The organism is Paenibacillus sp. PastM-3, from assembly GCF_029893965.1.
In the GTDB taxonomy this organism is placed as follows: Bacteria; Bacillota; Bacilli; order Paenibacillales; family Paenibacillaceae; genus Paenibacillus_AQ.
This window is the reverse complement of sequence record NZ_JARXXP010000001.1, coordinates 384,862-400,572: the sequence shown is the minus strand read 5'-3', so window position 1 is coordinate 400,572 and position 15,711 is coordinate 384,862. Positions and strand designations below refer to the sequence as shown.

Below are 15,711 nucleotides of genomic sequence, written 5' to 3'. Positions count from 1 at the left end.
AGCAATGATCTATCTGAGGAGCTTCAAGCTGTCTGATCATATCAGCCGAAATCCTAACATTTACCCCGATCATGTCTTCAAGCATAAGGCCGGGGAGGTTTTATTGTTTGACAAGGTAACCGTGTTGTACGGCAATAACGGCAGCGGTAAATCCACCCTCCTCAATGTCATTGCCAACAAGCTGGGAATTTCGGGGGCTGAGCCGATGACAAGCTATGGTTACAGCCTGTTTGTTAAGGAATTCCTTGATTTGAGCAGCTGCCAGCTTGGCTATGACAAGCAGGAGCGGGAATTGCAGCAGCTTCCGGAAGGAAGCCGTTATATAAAATCCGAGGATATTTTGTATGAGATCAAGAAGATACAGCAGGCCTCCGTTCTGCGCGAAGGGTTAATGCATGAGAAGAAGAAGAACGGGATGAGCAAGACGGAGGCGGAGCAATATGAAGGTTCATATGCGTTTCAGCAGAAGGTGAAGAACATCCAATTCTCCCAGGAAAAATACTCAAACGGGGAAACCTCAATGCAATTTTTTGAGGAATGTTTGCTGCCCGGTCAATTGTATCTGCTGGACGAGCCGGAAACGTCACTTTCTCCCGCTAATCAGATCAAGCTGGCCGAACAGATCAACGAGCTGGCCCGTTATTTGGACAGCCAGTTTATTATTGCTACGCATTCTCCGTTTGTTTTAGGCACGCTGCAGGCTAAAATCTACAATCTGGATGCTAATCCGCTGCAAACGGCCGAATGGTACGAGCTGGATAATGTACGGTTTTTCCACCGTTTTTTTGACAAGCATAAGCACTGGTTTGAATGAATGCGTCCGATTGCGGGATTTTTTGTGTCCGGCCGGGCTTCTATAACTTTAGAAAAGAAAGGAGTGCAGAGATGTCTCTAAACACCCTGCGGCCCGCTATCTTGCTCGGTGTGCTTCTCCTGTGCGGGTGCTCATCTGTCCCGAAGGAGACGCTGCCGGACGAAGCCAACGCCTACTATGTAGCTGTCGGCGGGGATGACCATAACCCCGGAACCATAGATTCCCCTTGGGAGACCCTTCAGTATGCTGCAGACCATGCTGTTCCGGGAAGCTATATCTATATCAGGGCCGGGGTGTATAACCAGAAGCTGCATATCACGGAGGGTGGATCGGAGACAGCCGGACCTGTCACTTTCTCAGGCTATCCAGGAGAAGCAGCCGTTTTGGACGGTGAAGGTCTGTCTGTTGACGGACTAGAGGGACTCGTTGAAATCGATCATGCCAGCTATGTGACGATTCAGGGACTCGAAATCCGCAACTACCAAACAGCGGCGAGAGACGAAGTTCCTGTCGCCATTTATGTACACGGGTCCGGAAAATATATTTCACTGCTTAACAACCGTATTCACTCTATTGCGAATACAGCCACACCTGCAGGAGAGGACCTTTCCGGCAGAGATGCCCACGGCATTGCCGTATATGGGACAGAAGCGGATGAGCCGCTTGGTGAGCTTAAGATTGACGGCAACGAGGTGTACGATCTGGTGCTCGGTTCAAGCGAGGCACTGGTCGTGAACGGCAATGTGGACACTTTTGAAATAACCGACAACAGGGTTCATGACAATGACAACATCGGGATCGATATCATCGGGTATGAGGGAACAGCAGGTGACGATGCAGTAGACCAGGCGCGGAACGGAACGGTCAGAGGGAATATTGTATCCGGCATATCTTCCAATAATAATCCGTCATATGGTGCTTCCTTACCTAATAACAGCTATTCAGCTGGCGGAATATACATAGATGGGGGCAGGTCCATTCTTGTCGAGCAGAACCGCGTATACGATAATGACATCGGTATAGAGCTTGCATCCGAGCATAAGGGAAAGCTCACCAGTAATATAACCGTCCGGGATAACCTGGTCTACCGCAACCGGTTGACCGGCATAGCCATGGGCGGTTATGACGAAGAGCGTGGAGGCACAAGTGACAGTCAGGTGGTGTCCAACACCCTTTACCAGAATGATCTGCTGGGCGGCGGCAACGGGCAATTGTACCTGCAGGCTAATTTGAGCAGAAATGTCATTAGCGGCAATATCATCGTAGCCGGCGATACCGGTGTTCTAATGAGCAATGATTACACAAGTAATATAGATAATACAATTGACAATAATCTTTATTTTGCAGAAGCAGAAGCGGACGAAGCCGTCTGGGTTTGGAAAAAGAGGGAATTTACCGGCTTCAGCGCCTACCAGCGCGGAACGGGGAATGACCAGGGCTCCAGGTTCGCTGATCCGAAGTTTGCGGACGCCAGCCGGGACGATTTCCGTTTGGAGCCGGATTCGCCGGATGTAAATGGAGACTCACCCGGCGCAAAAACGGATTAATTACTGTTTTTTGTTTGCAAATTACTGGTGTTCTGGCTATAATTCATTGATTGCAAACTAACGAAATTATTGAAGGAGTTGTGCATGTATGAGTTCTTCCCAATTTAAAGAAACCCCGCACATCAAGCCAAATGGAGCAGAAATTGCCGAGACGATTCTACTGCCGGGAGATCCGCTGCGTGCAAAATTTATTGCCGAGACCTATCTGGAGAATCCGGTACAATTCAACGAAGTCCGTGGAATGCTCGGATATACCGGGACCTATAAAGGCAAAAAAATCTCTGTAATGGGTACAGGGATGGGCGTTCCGAGTATCGGTATTTATTCATGGGAGTTAATCAATGTATTCGGTGTTAAGAACCTGATCCGTATCGGCTCGGCCGGTGCGTTACAGGACAACCTGAATCTGTATGACATCGTCTTTGGGATGGGGGCATCGACCAACTCAAACTACGCATCCCAATTTAATCTGCCGGGACAATATGCCGTTACTGCTTCCTATGAATTGTTAGAAAAGGCCAAGAAAACGGCTGATGCACAGGGACAGAAGGTTCATATCGGCAATATTCTGACCAGCGACACTTTCTATAATGCGGACAAGTCTGCCGCAGCAAAGTGGAAGGATATGGGGGTTCTTTGTATTGAGATGGAAGCAGCAGCGCTGTACTTAAATGCTGCCCAAGCCGGCGTTAACGCCCTGTGCATCCTGACGATCAGTGACCACATTTTCCGCGCAGAGGAAACAACCTCTGAAGAACGCCAGACTTCCTTCACCAAAATGATGGAAATTGCACTAGAGCTGGCTTAGATTCCATTTGAACCTGAAAACCCGCAATCATTATGATTACGGGTTTTTTTGTGCGCAAAAAGCAAGCTATGAATACGCCGTCTTTATTCAGATAAGAAGCGATCCTGGCGAAGGCACCTTCCAGATCAGTAGTCCAGCCAATAGCATAAACCGAATATATGATGTCAAAATAATCCTCGGGTAAGCCGCATGCCATATAATTGTTTGTCCTGGTGGGTTTTTACATCATAATACTATAGACCTAATAAAAACCGATTCTTTAGTCATACAATGTTTCAAAAGTACAATAAAATGTTACATAATTATAGTGTGAAACGTTACATCCATACATAAAGTAAGACTTATTACTTAGATAGATTGTGGGGGAATTTAATTGTCATTGATAGCCTTGGAAAAGAAAGATACTGTTATGGATGAGCTGGTTGTTAAGTCTATGGAAAACAATCTCGCAATCATACGATTTGATCTGGATCGGCGGGTAAAATACGTAAATGATTTATTTGCGCATACGATGGGGTACGAAGCAGATGAAATGCTGGGAATGCAGCATCGGGAATTGTGCTTCGACGAATTTGTAAACAGCCGTGATTATGAATTGTTTTGGAGCAACATTTTCAGTGGGGTAAGTTTCCAGAACAAAATTGAACGCAAGGCAAAAAACGGAAATACTGTATGGCTAGAGGCTACCTATATGCCTGTCTATGATGGAGCTAATCAGAAGATCATCGGGGTTGCCAAAATTGCTACAGACATTACCAGCCGCCAGAATAATATTTCGTCAATGGCGCAAGAATTAAAAACGATGTCTCATGCTCTGAATGAGCATTCTGAAATCGGTATAGAACGTAGTCGTGAATTGCTGTCCAGCTTCACGAACATTTCAGAAGTCTCAGCCCACAACAGTGCAACATTGACTCATTTACAGGAAAAGGCTGGTTCGATTCAAGCGGTGGTTGGAACGATTCGCGAAATTGCCTCCCAGACTCAGCTTCTTGCACTGAATGCCGCAATTGAAGCTGCACATGCAGGTGAATATGGCCGCGGTTTTGACGTTGTGGCCAAGGAAGTAAGGAAATTGTCCGTTAGGGTTGCAAACTCCATTAATGAGATTAGGGAAAGTATTGAAGGGATAACCAAAGAGATTAAGAACATTTCCGAGGGAACAAATAAAGTGGAAACATATCTTAAACACAACCAGCAGCAGATAGAGGTGGCCTTAAATGATTTTACTGCTATCGGTGCCTCTGCCCAGTTGCTTGATGCCAAGGCAAGACACGTAAGTGAAATTGTGTAGTCTTTCATTGTAATCAGCTGCCGGCGCAATAGATAAGTTTTCTTTACTTTCTCTCATGAGGACTATATAATAAAACCAATTGTATATCGCTTTAACCGGAGGAGCCTGCCAACAGCGGGCTCTTTTTGTGTCTTTTTATGGAAATAATTTACTTGAGGAGGGTTTCGAATGGAGATGATCAAGGAGAGTATTATGGTCTGTGTGCATTATGGCCCGCATGGACAGCGGTTAATTCAAAGAGGAAGCGAGCTGGCCAGGAAGCTTCAGGCTCCACTTGTTGTCCTTACTGTTGACTCCACCGGAGAGAATGAATACAACCCGGAGAACCAGCTGTATCTTTCAGGCTGGGAGAAGCAGACGAAGGATGCCGGGGGACTATTCCTGTACCGCAAATGCCACGGCAAAAAGACAGCACAGGTTATCGTAGAAACCGCCCGGGAGAACAAAGTGACCCAAATTGTGCTGGGACAGTCAAGTCAAACCCGGTGGCAGGAGATTACGCGCGGCAGCTTTATCAATGATTTGATGGAGCTGGTCGGCACGATTGATCTGCATATTGTTGCAGTTCAGCGATATCCCGAGTTGCTCGAGCAAACGCATGAACGCGGATTTACTGCGTATCTGGTCAAGAAAGGTGACCGTTACGTTCTTATGGAAGAGCCCGCCGGCAGCGAAGTAACGAAAGGCACCTTCTTCCGGGAATTTGATACCGATTTTAATACGGGTCTCTTTAAAATTGTGAACAATGGAGAGGCACAATACCTGAAAATCGTACAAAATGAATGGGTTAAGCCCCAGTGAGAACAATAGATGAGGAATAGAAAGGGGTACTAAGCCGTGCTGCACATTGTGATTCTGCTTCCATTTTTGCTGTCAGTATTAATGCTATTAATTAGACAAACTACGCGGTTCCATCCGGGATGGATTGTACTGCCTCTTCCGGTGGTTCTGTTCCTGTATTTCCTGTTGAAGATTACAGCGGTCAGAGCGGGAGAGCCTATTATCAACACGATCGCCTGGATGCCGTCCTTTGGCGTCGATATTACCCTGATTCTGGATGGCCTCAGCCTGATATTTGTCCTGCTGATTACCGGGATGGGGGCCCTTGTTGTTCTGTACTCCATTTATTATCTGGATAAACAGACCGAGGGGATCCGGCGGTTTTATGTGTATCTGCTTATGTTTATGGGTGCAATGCTGGGTGTTGTGCTGTCAGATAATCTGATCATCCTATACGGGTTCTGGGAACTCACTAGCATATCTTCATTTTTACTCATTGCCTTCTGGTACGGCCGGGAACGCTCCGGTTATGGTGCAGTGAAATCTATGCTGATCACGGTGTTCGGCGGGCTGGCCATGTTTGCCGGATTTAATCTGCTGTATGTTATGACTGGCACTTACAGTATCCGGGAGATAATCGGACTCGCGGGGACCTTGACAGATAACGCAATGTTTATTCCCGCCATGCTGCTCATTCTGCTGGGAGCCTTTACGAAATCCGCCCAGTTTCCTTTTCATATCTGGCTGCCGGACGCCATGGAAGCTCCGACTCCGGTAAGTGCATATCTTCATTCTGCGACAATGGTCAAAGCAGGAATTTACCTTGTGGCCCGGCTTACGCCTATTTTTGCGGGACAATCGGAGTGGTTCTGGCTGGTGTCTGTAACTGGACTGCTTACCCTTATCTATGGGTCATTTAAAGCTATACGGCAGACAGATCTCAAAGCCTTGCTGGCATACTCGACGATCAGCCAGCTGGGGTTGATCATGTCATTGCTTGGGTTCGGCTCTGCAGCCGGCTTTTTTGCCGGGAAGCAGGATGCGCTTTTTTATACAATGGCAACTTCAGCCGCCCTTTTTCACCTGATCAATCACGCCGTGTTCAAGGGCAGTCTGTTCATGGTGGTTGGCATCATTGACCATGAGTCGGGGACCCGGGATCTCCGCAAACTTGGCGGACTCATGTCTCTCATGCCGGTTACCTTCTCTGTTGCCCTGATGGGGGCGTTCTCCATGGCAGGATTGCCGCCGTTCAGCGGATTTCTCAGTAAAGAAATGTTCTTTACATCCGTACTGAATATCCGTGAGTTTGATATTCTGAACGCGGGATTCTGGTTGCAGCTCTTTGCTGTAATTGCCTGGCTCGCCAGCGTGTTCACCTTTGTATACAGCATGATTCTCGTCTTCAAAACCTTTGGCGGGAAGCTTCAAAAAGAGAAGCTGGACAAAGTTCCGCATGAAGCACCGCTTGGTCTTTTATTGTCCCCGGTGATTCTTGTTTCTTTAACACTTGTCCTCGCCTTTTTTCCGGACCTGGTCGCTGTCACGCTTATCGAACCGGCAATGGCATCCATTCACACCGGGCTTCTCGCTCCTGAGGTAGCCTTTGAGGTTTCGATTCATTTCTGGCATGGCTGGACACCGGAGATCTTCATGACTCTTGGTGTTATAGCTGCCGGCTTGCTGCTGTATAAAGGCTATACCCGGTTACGGGTGCTGGACCGCGAAACCAGAGGACGTAATACCCTTAACAGGGTGTATGATGCATCGCTCCAGCTATTGGAAATGGGATCAAGACGAATTACTAATGCATATATGACAGGCTCCAACCGTCATTACCTGCTGTATATCTTCAGCTTTATCATTATCTCTCTGCTTGCTGTCCTCCTGCGGGAACCGGGAATCAGCTTTGGCATGGCACAATATGCGGATTTGTCTTTTTACGAATTGGCCGTTATCGCAGTAATGCTTATGGCAGCCTTTGCGGTTCCTTTTGCCAAGTCACGGGTCAACGCCATTCTGTTTACCGGCGGAGTCGGATACATGGTGACACTGCTGTTTGTTCTTTTCCGGGCACCGGATCTTGCACTCACCCAAATGATTATTGAAACCGTGTCGGTGATCCTGTTCCTGTTATGTTTCCGGTATTTGCCCAAGCTGAAACAGCAGAAGGAAAGAGTAAGCTTTAAACTGCCAAATCTGATTATTGCTTTAGGTGTCGGTGTCACGGTAACGCTGGTTGCATTGGCGGCAATGGGCAGCAGTCCATTCGAACCTATCTCCGAGTTTTTCTTAAAGGAAAGCTATAACCTAGCAGGAGGGAAAAATGTTGTCAATGTCATCCTTGTAGATTTCCGCGGATTTGATACTCTGTTTGAAATCATGGTTCTTGGTATCGCTTCGCTGGGCATCTACGGTTTGATTAATCTGAGGATGGAAGAGGATCACATGCAGCAACGGCAGGGGGACGCCCGCCTGGCAGTTCCATTACGGAGTAACGATGTCATCCTGAAGACAATGTCCAAGGGGATTATCATTATTATTCTGGTTTTCTCTTTTTACCTGTTTTTTGCCGGACATAACCATCCGGGAGGAGGATTCATCGGGGCACTTATGACTTCGGCTGCGCTTGTACTGATGACGATTGCTTTTGGCATGGATCAAGTCCGCAAGGCATTTCCTGTGAATTACCGGTTGCTTACTGCAGCCGGACTCCTGCTGGCAATTCTGACGGCCTCAGGCTCATTCCTTTTTGGCGCTCCTTTTCTAAGTCATGCATTCGGCCATTTCCATCTGCCAATTCTTGGGGATGTCGAACTGGCGACTGCCGTTCTATTTGACCTCGGCGTCTATCTGGCAGTGGTAGGCGTGGCGATGAACATTATCTTAACGATCGGAGGGGATAAACGATGGAACTCGTAATGGCACTGGCCATAGGAATTCTCTTTACTATAGGAGTCTATCTGATTTTGTCAAAAACGCTGCTGCGAATCGTACTGGGAACTTCCCTGCTGACGCATGGTGTACATCTGCTGCTTCTGACCATGGCCGGACTCAAAAAGGGGGCAGCTCCCGTACTGGGAAAAGAGGATACTTATGTTGATCCTCTGCCGCAGGCTCTGATCCTGACCTCTATAGTGATCAGCTTTGGGGTAACGGCCTTTTATTTCGTACTTGCTTACCGTTCTTATCAGTCCCTGGGTACTGATGATATCGACAGTATCAAGGAGGTAAAGGAATGAACAATATGCTGGTGCTGCCGATTCTAATTCCCTTGAGTACAGCGGTTATACTGATTTTTTTCAAAGAGAAGATACGCCTTCAGCGTGGGATTAGTGTGGTTAGCGGTCTGCTTACGATCCTTGTTACAATGCTTCTGGTTACTCGTGTACATGCTGACGGCATCCTGACCTTACAGATGGGGGGCTGGGCTCCTCCTTACGGCATTATATTCGTAGGGGATATGTTCGCTTTATTACTTGTGATGATGGCTTCGCTCGCCAGCTTAGCCATATTGCTCTATTCCTTCAGCAGCATTGAAGAGAAGCGGGAAAAGTATTATTACTATACGTTTTTTCATTTCCTGCTGGTGGGGGTATACGGTTCGTTCCTCACAGGAGATATTTTCAATCTGTTTGTCTTCTTTGAGGTCATGCTGATTTCCTCTTATGCGCTCATTTCGCTGGGAGGGACCAAGCTTCAGCTAAGGGAAACGTCCAAATACCTGCTAATCAATATTGTATCCTCAACCTTGTTTGTAGCGGCAGTAGCCTATCTCTATGCTGCAGCAGGAACGCTCAACATGGCGCATTTGTCCCAGCGTATTTCTGAAGCCGGTCAAGGCGGCGTAATTAACGTTATATCCGTATTATTTTTAATTGTGTTTTCCCTGAAAGCCGGGCTGTTTCTGTTCTTTTGGCTTCCGGGATCGTACAGCGCACCTCCGCCGGCGATCAGAGCATTATTTGGTGCCCTGCTGACGAAAGTGGGACTATATGCGATCATCCGCACATTTACGCTGCTGTTTGTAAACGATATGGACCTTACTCATAACCTGATCGCCTGGATGGCAGCGGCTACCATGATTCTGGGGAGTCTCGGGGCAGTTGCTTACAAGGACATCCCGCGGATTTTTAATTACAATGTTATTATCAGTGTAGGTTTTGTGGCCTTTGGGCTTGCTGCCGGAACGCAGGATGCGCTGGACGGAGCTGTCTTCTATCTGCTTCACGACATACTGGCTAAAGCGCTCTTGTTCATCCTTGGCGGGCTGATTATAACCGCAGCGGGAACAGACCAGTTAAGCGGTATGGGTGGCATGATTAAGAAATATCCGCTCCTTGGCTGGATGTTCTTTATACTGGCTCTTGCCCTGGTCGGTATTCCGCCGCTAAGCGGTTTTGCCGGCAAGCTGTTAATTATCCGCGGGGCTTTGGATGCCGGTATGCTGACGCTGGCACTTGTAGGCCTCGGATCAAGCTTTATGGTGCTGTATTCCTTAATCAAGGTTTTCAGGCTGGCATTCTGGGGAAATGAACCAGGGATTAAACGGCCCGCAGTCAGCTTAAAAGGGGCTACGGCTGTTGCTGCCGGACTGCTGGTGCTTGTCATTGCGATGGGAATCGGGGCAGATCCTCTATATGCCTTTGTATCGCAGGCCGGTGATGTTCTGGCCTCACCTGCAGAGTACATTCAAGCCGTAATGATGAAGGAGTAGATGAGATGGCTTTACAATTCTTGTTTAACCTGTTAATTGCTTTTCTGTGGATGGCGATAAATAACAATAACACTGGCTCCAGTTTCATTATTGGTTATTTGCTCGGTATAGTATTGTTGCTGTTATTCAGGAAATCCAGACCACAGACCCGGCCGTTCTATATTAGACGTCTATGGTCCATAACGAAGCTTCTGCTGATCTTTATCCGTGAATTGACCATTTCCAATTTTGTGGTGATCGGTCATATTCTTCGTCCGAAGCTGGCCATTCGTCCCGGTATATTTGCTTATGAGACTGCCTTAACCTCGGAATGGGAAGTCACGCTGCTGTCCTGCCTGATTTGCTTGACCCCGGGAACGCTAACCCTTGATGTATCTGCCGATGGCAAAACATTATACATTCACGCCATTGATATTAAAGATGCAGAGGTGATGGCCAAGCAGATTAGAGACAATTTTGAACAAGTGATATTGGAGGTGACCCGCTGATGGTATCCGCGCTGTTAACTGCGTCATTGGTCATTCTGGGCTTGGCGATGCTGGCCTGCCTGTTCCGTCTTTTGAAAGGGCCTACCCGTTCAGACAGGGTTGCTGCACTGGATACGATCGGGATTGATGTACTGGCTATGATAACCGTCCTTTGTATGCTGCTGAATACTCAGGACTTTCTGGAGGTTATTCTGGTTATCGGTATTCTGACGTTTATAGGAACAACTGCACTCGCCAGATATATTGAACGGGGTGTCGTTGTAGAGGAAGGGGAGAGAAGGCATGACAGGTGAATTGTTCAGCTCGGTTCTGGTGGTGATTGGCGCTGTTTTCTGCGGCATCAGCGCTTTCGGATTAGTCCGGCTGCCCGATGTTTATCTGCGCTCGCATGCTGCTACCAAAAGTGCAACCTTCGGTGTATTGTGTTTGCTTGGTGGCGGATTTCTGTATTTTTGGTTTAAAGACGGAACGGTCAGCATAAAGCTGCTGCTCGCCATCTTGTTCGTTTTCATTACTTCGCCGGTGGCAGGCCATTTGAATGGCCGGGCTGCCTACCGTTCGGGCGTTCCATTGTGGAAGGGTAGCGTTCAAAATGAGTACCTTCCCAAAGTCGAAACGAGCCAGGATAAGCCTGCAAAATAATATCAAGCAGCAGAGTTCCTTTTGAAAAGCGGGGAGCCGCGTATTTGGGGAGAATCACGAGAACATCGGGTAGGACTATCTCTTGAAGTCCGCATCCGGCAGCTAGGAGGGATATGCTTGATTATTGCCACCCAGCCTTATTATAAAGTAGAACGGATCGTCACTGCAGACAATCTCGAGATAATCATCCACAGGCGCTCGTTATGTCTTTATTCAAACCGGATTGTTTCGGCTTACCGCGAGTTTCCAATTGACGAGATTTTTGATATATCATTCAAAGACCTCCGACAAGGCCATGGCGTACTCTATTTGCATACAAAGCACGGGGTCTATGCGTACACCATAGAATCAGATGCTGAATTCTTTATCTCTGAGGTAAAAAAACGGCTGCAGTCCTTTTAAGGAACTGTAGCCGTTTATTTGCATGAAGCTCTACTGCATCTAATCTTAAGCACCCGGTTTCTTGGAGTTCATGACATTTCCGCGTACCATATCTCCCCACTGATGCTGTTTGCCGCGCACTGCCTGAAAGAGACCTTTCAAACGCCAGGCTGTCATGAGCGGACGGAACCAAAAGGCCTCCGAGAGGGCATAGAAGAACAGCCGGAATAAATCGGCGACCTTATTATACCGTCCAACGCACCACTGCTCAAACAATACAGCCCCTACCGATAACAGCGAACCGTAGATCACCATCACCAGAAACAAAGCCAGACTGAGCTGCGTGTTGACCAATTGGAGTGACAACCCCAGCACCACGGTAAGTATTCCGAGCACCTCGACTACAGGGCCCAACAGTTCAACAAATACAAAGTACGGCATGGCGACCATTCCAATTCTACCGTAGTGCGGATTCAGAAGCATCACTTTGTGCTTCCACAGGCTTTCAAACAGGCCCCGGTGCCAGCGTGTACGCTGCCGGTGAAGAACCTTCACAGTCTCCGGCGCTTCCGTCCAGCAGACGGGATCCGGTACGTATACGATTCTCGCCTTGCTTTTCTTCTCCCTGATCCGCCGGTGCAGCCTGACAATCAGCTCCATGTCCTCACCAATCGTTCCCGGCTCATAGCCGCCGGCTTCAATAACCCAGTCTTTCTTGAATACGCCAAAAGCTCCTGAAACAATAAGCAGAATATTGAACCGGCTTAGGCCAACACGCCCCATTAAGAAAGCCCGTAAATATTCGATAACCTGCATAATAACCAGCGGTTTTCTGGAGAGCAGTACATTCTCGCTGCTGAGATGGCCGCTGTCGACATAGCTCCCGTTAGCAATGCCGACGCTGCCGCCGGTCGCCACAATCTCTTCTCCGGGGAGCGCATCCATCACAGGCTTCATCACCTTGATGAAGGCATCCGTATCGAGTACGGTATCGCCATCCAGCGAGGCGAAATACGGGTATTGGCATACATTGATACCTACGTTGAGGGCATCCGCTTTTCCGCCGTTTTCCTTGTCGACGAGTACCAGATTATGATGCTGGAGGGAGCGGTAGATGCCGCGGATAGGCTTGGTTTCCCGTCCGAGGCCTGACCACTGTACCTTGCTTTTGACTTCCACCATTTGAAATTCCGTTATTAAGCTTTGCGCCGTTGAATCCTTGGAGCCATCGTTAATGACAACAATTTCAAACTGCTTGTAATTGATCCCCAGGAGGGAGCGTACACTCCAGACTATATTTACTTCTTCGTTATAGGCAGGAACCAGAATGGATAGGGGAGGGGCCAGCTCACTGCTTAAAATCTTGTCATACTGGATCGGCTTGACATCCTTCTCCCGGAACAGCTTTACAGCTGCTATAATAAACAGCGAAATATAGACCAGCGTTATAAAAGCAACATAGAACACCAGCACGTAAGATAAACTATTCAGCACATTATATATAACTTCAATGGAAGACTCCTTCATACCGTTTCCTTTCCAGCGTTTCTTCCGCCATTTCTCTGGCAAAGCGGTCCGGGTGATGCAGAGCAGCGCTTCGCAGCTGTTCTCCTCCTGATTTGTAACGGGAAAGTGAATCACTGGCGGTCTGACGGACAAGATATGATTCATCGCCCAGGAATTCCAGCAGGATCGGAAGAAAATGCTCCTCGCGGATGCTTCCCATCAGCCGGGCCAGTGCCTGCCGCTCATTCCAGCTAATTCCGGTCTGTGTCCGAAGGAGCTCAAGCAGCTTGCTTTCACCTTCAGGACTGATGTATCCGAAGTTTGCTATCGCATTGACCGCACGCAGCCGAAGGTCAGGCTCCTCACTGCCAAGCAGTGACTCCAGATGGGACAGTACCAGAGCGGAGCGCTCATTACGCAGCCGAAGGGCATCCACCACAGCGCACTGTACTCTTAAGGGATACACATGAAATTCATTCAGAATGACCTCCTGCAAAGCGGATTGAAGCGGCAATATCAGCTGAAGCAGCTGAGAATCAGACAAGGAAGAAGCTTCAGTTTGTAGATAGGGGAGAACCTCCTTCATCTGAAGGCTGGCAAAAATCCGCAGGATCAGAAATCTCTCGGTATCTGAAGGCTTAGTTCTGCCCAGCAGTTCTGTTAGTTCTTCCCGCATAGTATCCATATGAAAGAGCTCCAGCTCCAGGAGTGCATTAACTCGCGTACTCCAGCGACGATTCTTCAGCTGTCTTGCATAGTAATCATGAAAATGGTTCCGTGCGTATTCGTAAATCAGGGCTCTTTCATGCTCTGTTCTGCTTATGGACAGGCGTACACGCAGCGCCTCGAAAACAGGCGAACGGCGGTCTTTGCGGACATTAAGGATGCGGGATGCTTCACCCGTCTCCAGAAACACCTGCAATGCAGAGTCCGTAGCCAGTAACCGCTGGAGACGGCGGTTATAACGGTCGGTATGTTTGTTATGAATTGCTTTGCGTGCGGACAAGTATATCAAGAGACTAACAAGCAGGATTAACAGCATGAGGCCTGTTATTTGAACAACCTGGAGTAGAAATACGAAACGGCCGTTCATCCGTTCATCCCCCGCAAAAGCCTGACAACGCGGGCTTCAAGCTCCACAAGACTGAAGGGTTTGGTCAAGTAATCATCCGTTCCGGCCTGAATCGCTTCCGCAATCTCACGTTCCTCATTGACACCGGTCAGCATCAGAATCGTATATTCGCCTCTCCCTGCACCGCTGCGCAGCTTGCGCAGAACCTCCATACCATTCATTCGCGGCATCATCCGGTCCAGAACCAGGAGATACCGCCCTCCCATGGAATGCCACGGATCACTGAAAAATTCTTCTCCGTCCTTGAATTTGCGGATCTCCATATTGTAGTTCCCGGAAAGATCGGAGAGCTGTTTGGCAAGCAGGTTGCGGATCAGATCATCATCGTCGATCACGGCAAGACGCAAAGGCTGTCCCTGCACGAGGCCTGATTGATTCTCAGTATACCGGGTGCAGATTCCTCCGCCGGCTGCCTTGGAGGCAGCAACAGCCATATCAGCCTGTTCAAGAATTCTTTCCCCGGGCATCTCGCTGCTGACTGCCGTCACACCGGCTGAGTATGTCGCAGCAAGCGCCAATTGCGGATTCATTTGATACTGGTATGAGGCAAACTGCTGGATCAGACGCTGAGCCTCATGCTCGGCCTCTTCTACGGTTAAGCCAGGCTGCAGCAGCAAAAAATGGTCTGCGTGTTCTCTTGCCCAAATATCCTGGTCCCGCAGACGAGAGCGAATAAAAGAAGAGAAGGAACGGAGCAGTTTATCCCCTTCATCATAGTTCCCCCCCTCATTCCATTTACGGAACTGATCAATATCCAGAACCGTCAGGCTAAGGGGTGAACCTGCAGCTGAAGAAGCACTGCGCCAGCGCCCCAGCTCTTGTCTGAAGAAACGGCTGTTATAAGCACCTGTCAGCTCATCAAGCATCAGCATGGAAGTCAGCCTTAGACGTCTGGAGAGCTGCCTGCCGATACGGGCTGCGAACTCATCAAGCTCAAACGGCTTGGCAATGAAATCATCCGCTCCCGAGGCATAGCTCCGCATCCGCGTTTCTTTGTTGTTCCCGGCACTCATAAGCACGGTAGGAATCAATCGTTCCTCGCAGCGGCTGCGAATGTTGTCCAGCAGTTCAAAACCGCTGCTGTTCTCCAGAACGATATCCAGAATGACACAATCCGGCTCCAGATCATAACACCATTCCAGTGCTTTGGAGGGCAGAGAGGTGGCCATAACCATCCAGCCATACGCTTCCAGTGTTTCTTTAAGCACTCTAAGCATGTCCGGGTCGTCGTCTATAATCACAATCAGGCTTTTTTTCGAGGGGGGCCCGGAGACTGTTGTATGAAGTATTGGTTCCGGCTGCTCCCCAGCTGTTCCGGCTGCCAAGGCACCCTCAGTCCCTTCACGGGGAAGAAGGGTATATAGCGGCTGGAGCAGCACTTTCAATTCTTCAGCCGACCATTCCTGTTCTGATCCATCCCGCAGCTGTCCGGTCAGGTTGTCTGCGGCAGCTGACCATTCAGAGAGCCCGATAGTCCCGGCGGTACCTTTAATAGAATGAATCAGACGATAGATTTCACCCTCAGGTGCAGAGGAGGCGGTTGCTAGAACCCCAAGTTTTTCTTGCATTTTCTTGAGAAACAATTGTTGAAACTTGTCCATG

The 15,711-nt window shown here is 48.6% G+C and carries 15 protein-coding genes and 1 pseudogene; 12 read left to right on the top strand and 4 right to left on the bottom strand.

Going from position 1 to position 15,711, the window contains the following annotated elements:
• Positions 1–4: 4 nt before the first annotated feature.
• The 3 genes from M2108_RS01840 to deoD all read left to right on the top strand — a co-directional run bounded on the left by M2108_RS01840 (position 5) and on the right by deoD (position 3,169).
• Entirely contained in the window at positions 5–814 is an 810-nt protein-coding gene (locus tag M2108_RS01840; protein WP_277467609.1) for an AAA family ATPase, read from the top strand.
• A 71-nt stretch (positions 815–885) separates the two neighbouring features.
• Entirely contained in the window at positions 886–2,361 is a 1,476-nt protein-coding gene (locus M2108_RS01835; protein ID WP_277467611.1) for a right-handed parallel beta-helix repeat-containing protein, read from the top strand.
• 88 nt (positions 2,362–2,449) lie between these two features.
• A complete protein-coding gene (gene deoD, locus M2108_RS01830) occupies positions 2,450–3,169 on the top strand; it encodes a purine-nucleoside phosphorylase (protein ID WP_277467612.1) in 720 nt (239 codons plus the stop codon).
• A 67-nt stretch (positions 3,170–3,236) separates the two neighbouring features.
• On the opposite strand, the pseudogene M2108_RS01825 reads toward deoD, so the two are convergent.
• Positions 3,237–3,359, bottom strand: a pseudogene (locus M2108_RS01825) (methyltransferase domain-containing protein); the annotation flags it as partial.
• A 183-nt stretch (positions 3,360–3,542) separates the two neighbouring features.
• On the opposite strand from M2108_RS01825, the gene M2108_RS01820 reads away from it, so the two are divergent.
• The 9 genes from M2108_RS01820 (at position 3,543) to M2108_RS01780 (ending at position 11,492) form a co-directional block, all read left to right on the top strand.
• The gene (locus tag M2108_RS01820) at positions 3,543–4,463 is read left to right on the top strand and encodes a methyl-accepting chemotaxis protein (protein ID WP_346780529.1); all 921 of its coding nucleotides are present in this window, start codon (positions 3,543–3,545) and stop codon (positions 4,461–4,463) included.
• A 168-nt stretch (positions 4,464–4,631) separates the two neighbouring features.
• Entirely contained in the window at positions 4,632–5,264 is a 633-nt protein-coding gene (locus tag M2108_RS01815) for a universal stress protein (RefSeq protein ID WP_277467613.1), read from the top strand.
• A gap of 36 nt (positions 5,265–5,300) precedes the next feature.
• Positions 5,301–8,165, top strand: coding sequence for a Na+/H+ antiporter subunit A (locus tag M2108_RS01810; RefSeq protein ID WP_277467614.1), 2,865 nt, complete (start codon positions 5,301–5,303; stop codon positions 8,163–8,165).
• Positions 8,153–8,485 (top strand): Na(+)/H(+) antiporter subunit C, encoded by a 333-nt coding sequence (locus M2108_RS01805; protein WP_277467615.1) that lies wholly within the window; start codon positions 8,153–8,155, stop codon positions 8,483–8,485. The genes M2108_RS01810 and M2108_RS01805 overlap by 13 nt, the downstream gene beginning before the upstream one ends.
• Complete coding sequence (locus tag M2108_RS01800; RefSeq protein WP_277467616.1) at positions 8,482–9,960, top strand: Na+/H+ antiporter subunit D; 1,479 nt, start codon at positions 8,482–8,484, stop codon at positions 9,958–9,960. The genes M2108_RS01805 and M2108_RS01800 overlap by 4 nt, the downstream gene beginning before the upstream one ends.
• A 5-nt stretch (positions 9,961–9,965) precedes the next feature.
• Complete coding sequence (locus M2108_RS01795; RefSeq protein WP_277467618.1) at positions 9,966–10,448, top strand: Na+/H+ antiporter subunit E; 483 nt, start codon at positions 9,966–9,968, stop codon at positions 10,446–10,448.
• Complete coding sequence (locus tag M2108_RS01790; RefSeq protein WP_277467619.1) at positions 10,448–10,741, top strand: Na(+)/H(+) antiporter subunit F1; 294 nt, start codon at positions 10,448–10,450, stop codon at positions 10,739–10,741. The genes M2108_RS01795 and M2108_RS01790 overlap by 1 nt, the downstream gene beginning before the upstream one ends.
• Complete coding sequence (mnhG, locus tag M2108_RS01785) at positions 10,731–11,090, top strand: monovalent cation/H(+) antiporter subunit G (RefSeq protein WP_277467620.1); 360 nt, start codon at positions 10,731–10,733, stop codon at positions 11,088–11,090. The genes M2108_RS01790 and mnhG overlap by 11 nt, the downstream gene beginning before the upstream one ends.
• 117 nt (positions 11,091–11,207) lie before the next feature.
• Positions 11,208–11,492: a hypothetical protein gene (locus M2108_RS01780; RefSeq protein ID WP_277467623.1), complete on the top strand. Its 285-nt coding sequence runs from the start codon at positions 11,208–11,210 to the stop codon at positions 11,490–11,492.
• A 45-nt stretch (positions 11,493–11,537) separates the two neighbouring features.
• Here the strand turns inward: M2108_RS01780 and M2108_RS01775 are convergent, their stop codons facing one another.
• Genes M2108_RS01775 through M2108_RS01765 form a run of 3 tightly spaced genes read right to left on the bottom strand, consistent with a single transcriptional unit; the run spans position 11,538 to position 15,710 of the window.
• Positions 11,538–12,998, bottom strand: a complete 1,461-nt coding sequence (locus M2108_RS01775) for a glycosyltransferase family 2 protein (protein ID WP_277467624.1) — start codon at positions 12,996–12,998, stop codon at positions 11,538–11,540.
• Positions 12,979–14,070, bottom strand: coding sequence for a HEAT repeat domain-containing protein (locus M2108_RS01770; RefSeq protein WP_280776844.1), 1,092 nt, complete (start codon positions 14,068–14,070; stop codon positions 12,979–12,981). The genes M2108_RS01775 and M2108_RS01770 overlap by 20 nt, the downstream gene beginning before the upstream one ends.
• Positions 14,067–15,710 carry a response regulator gene (locus M2108_RS01765; protein WP_277467629.1) on the bottom strand — a complete coding sequence of 548 codons (1,644 nt, stop codon included), beginning with the start codon at positions 15,708–15,710 and terminating at the stop codon, positions 14,067–14,069. Before M2108_RS01765 ends, M2108_RS01770 begins: the two co-directional genes overlap by 4 nt.
• Position 15,711: the final 1 nt, after the last annotated feature.

Coding starts and splice junctions, on each gene's coding strand:
- M2108_RS01775 (WP_277467624.1), bottom strand. CDS start 12,998: ATGAAGGAGTCTTCCATTGAAGTTATATATAATGTGCTGAATAGTTTA.
- M2108_RS01795 (WP_277467618.1), top strand. CDS start 9,966: ATGGCTTTACAATTCTTGTTTAACCTGTTAATTGCTTTTCTGTGGATG.
- deoD (WP_277467612.1), top strand. CDS start 2,450: ATGAGTTCTTCCCAATTTAAAGAAACCCCGCACATCAAGCCAAATGGA.
- M2108_RS01770 (WP_280776844.1), bottom strand. CDS start 14,070: ATGAACGGCCGTTTCGTATTTCTACTCCAGGTTGTTCAAATAACAGGC.
- M2108_RS01835 (WP_277467611.1), top strand. CDS start 886: ATGTCTCTAAACACCCTGCGGCCCGCTATCTTGCTCGGTGTGCTTCTC.
- M2108_RS01815 (WP_277467613.1), top strand. CDS start 4,632: ATGGAGATGATCAAGGAGAGTATTATGGTCTGTGTGCATTATGGCCCG.
- M2108_RS01790 (WP_277467619.1), top strand. CDS start 10,448: ATGGTATCCGCGCTGTTAACTGCGTCATTGGTCATTCTGGGCTTGGCG.
- M2108_RS01805 (WP_277467615.1), top strand. CDS start 8,153: ATGGAACTCGTAATGGCACTGGCCATAGGAATTCTCTTTACTATAGGA.
- M2108_RS01800 (WP_277467616.1), top strand. CDS start 8,482: ATGAACAATATGCTGGTGCTGCCGATTCTAATTCCCTTGAGTACAGCG.
- M2108_RS01840 (WP_277467609.1), top strand. CDS start 5: ATGATCTATCTGAGGAGCTTCAAGCTGTCTGATCATATCAGCCGAAAT.
- mnhG (WP_277467620.1), top strand. CDS start 10,731: ATGACAGGTGAATTGTTCAGCTCGGTTCTGGTGGTGATTGGCGCTGTT.
- M2108_RS01765 (WP_277467629.1), bottom strand. CDS start 15,710: ATGGACAAGTTTCAACAATTGTTTCTCAAGAAAATGCAAGAAAAACTT.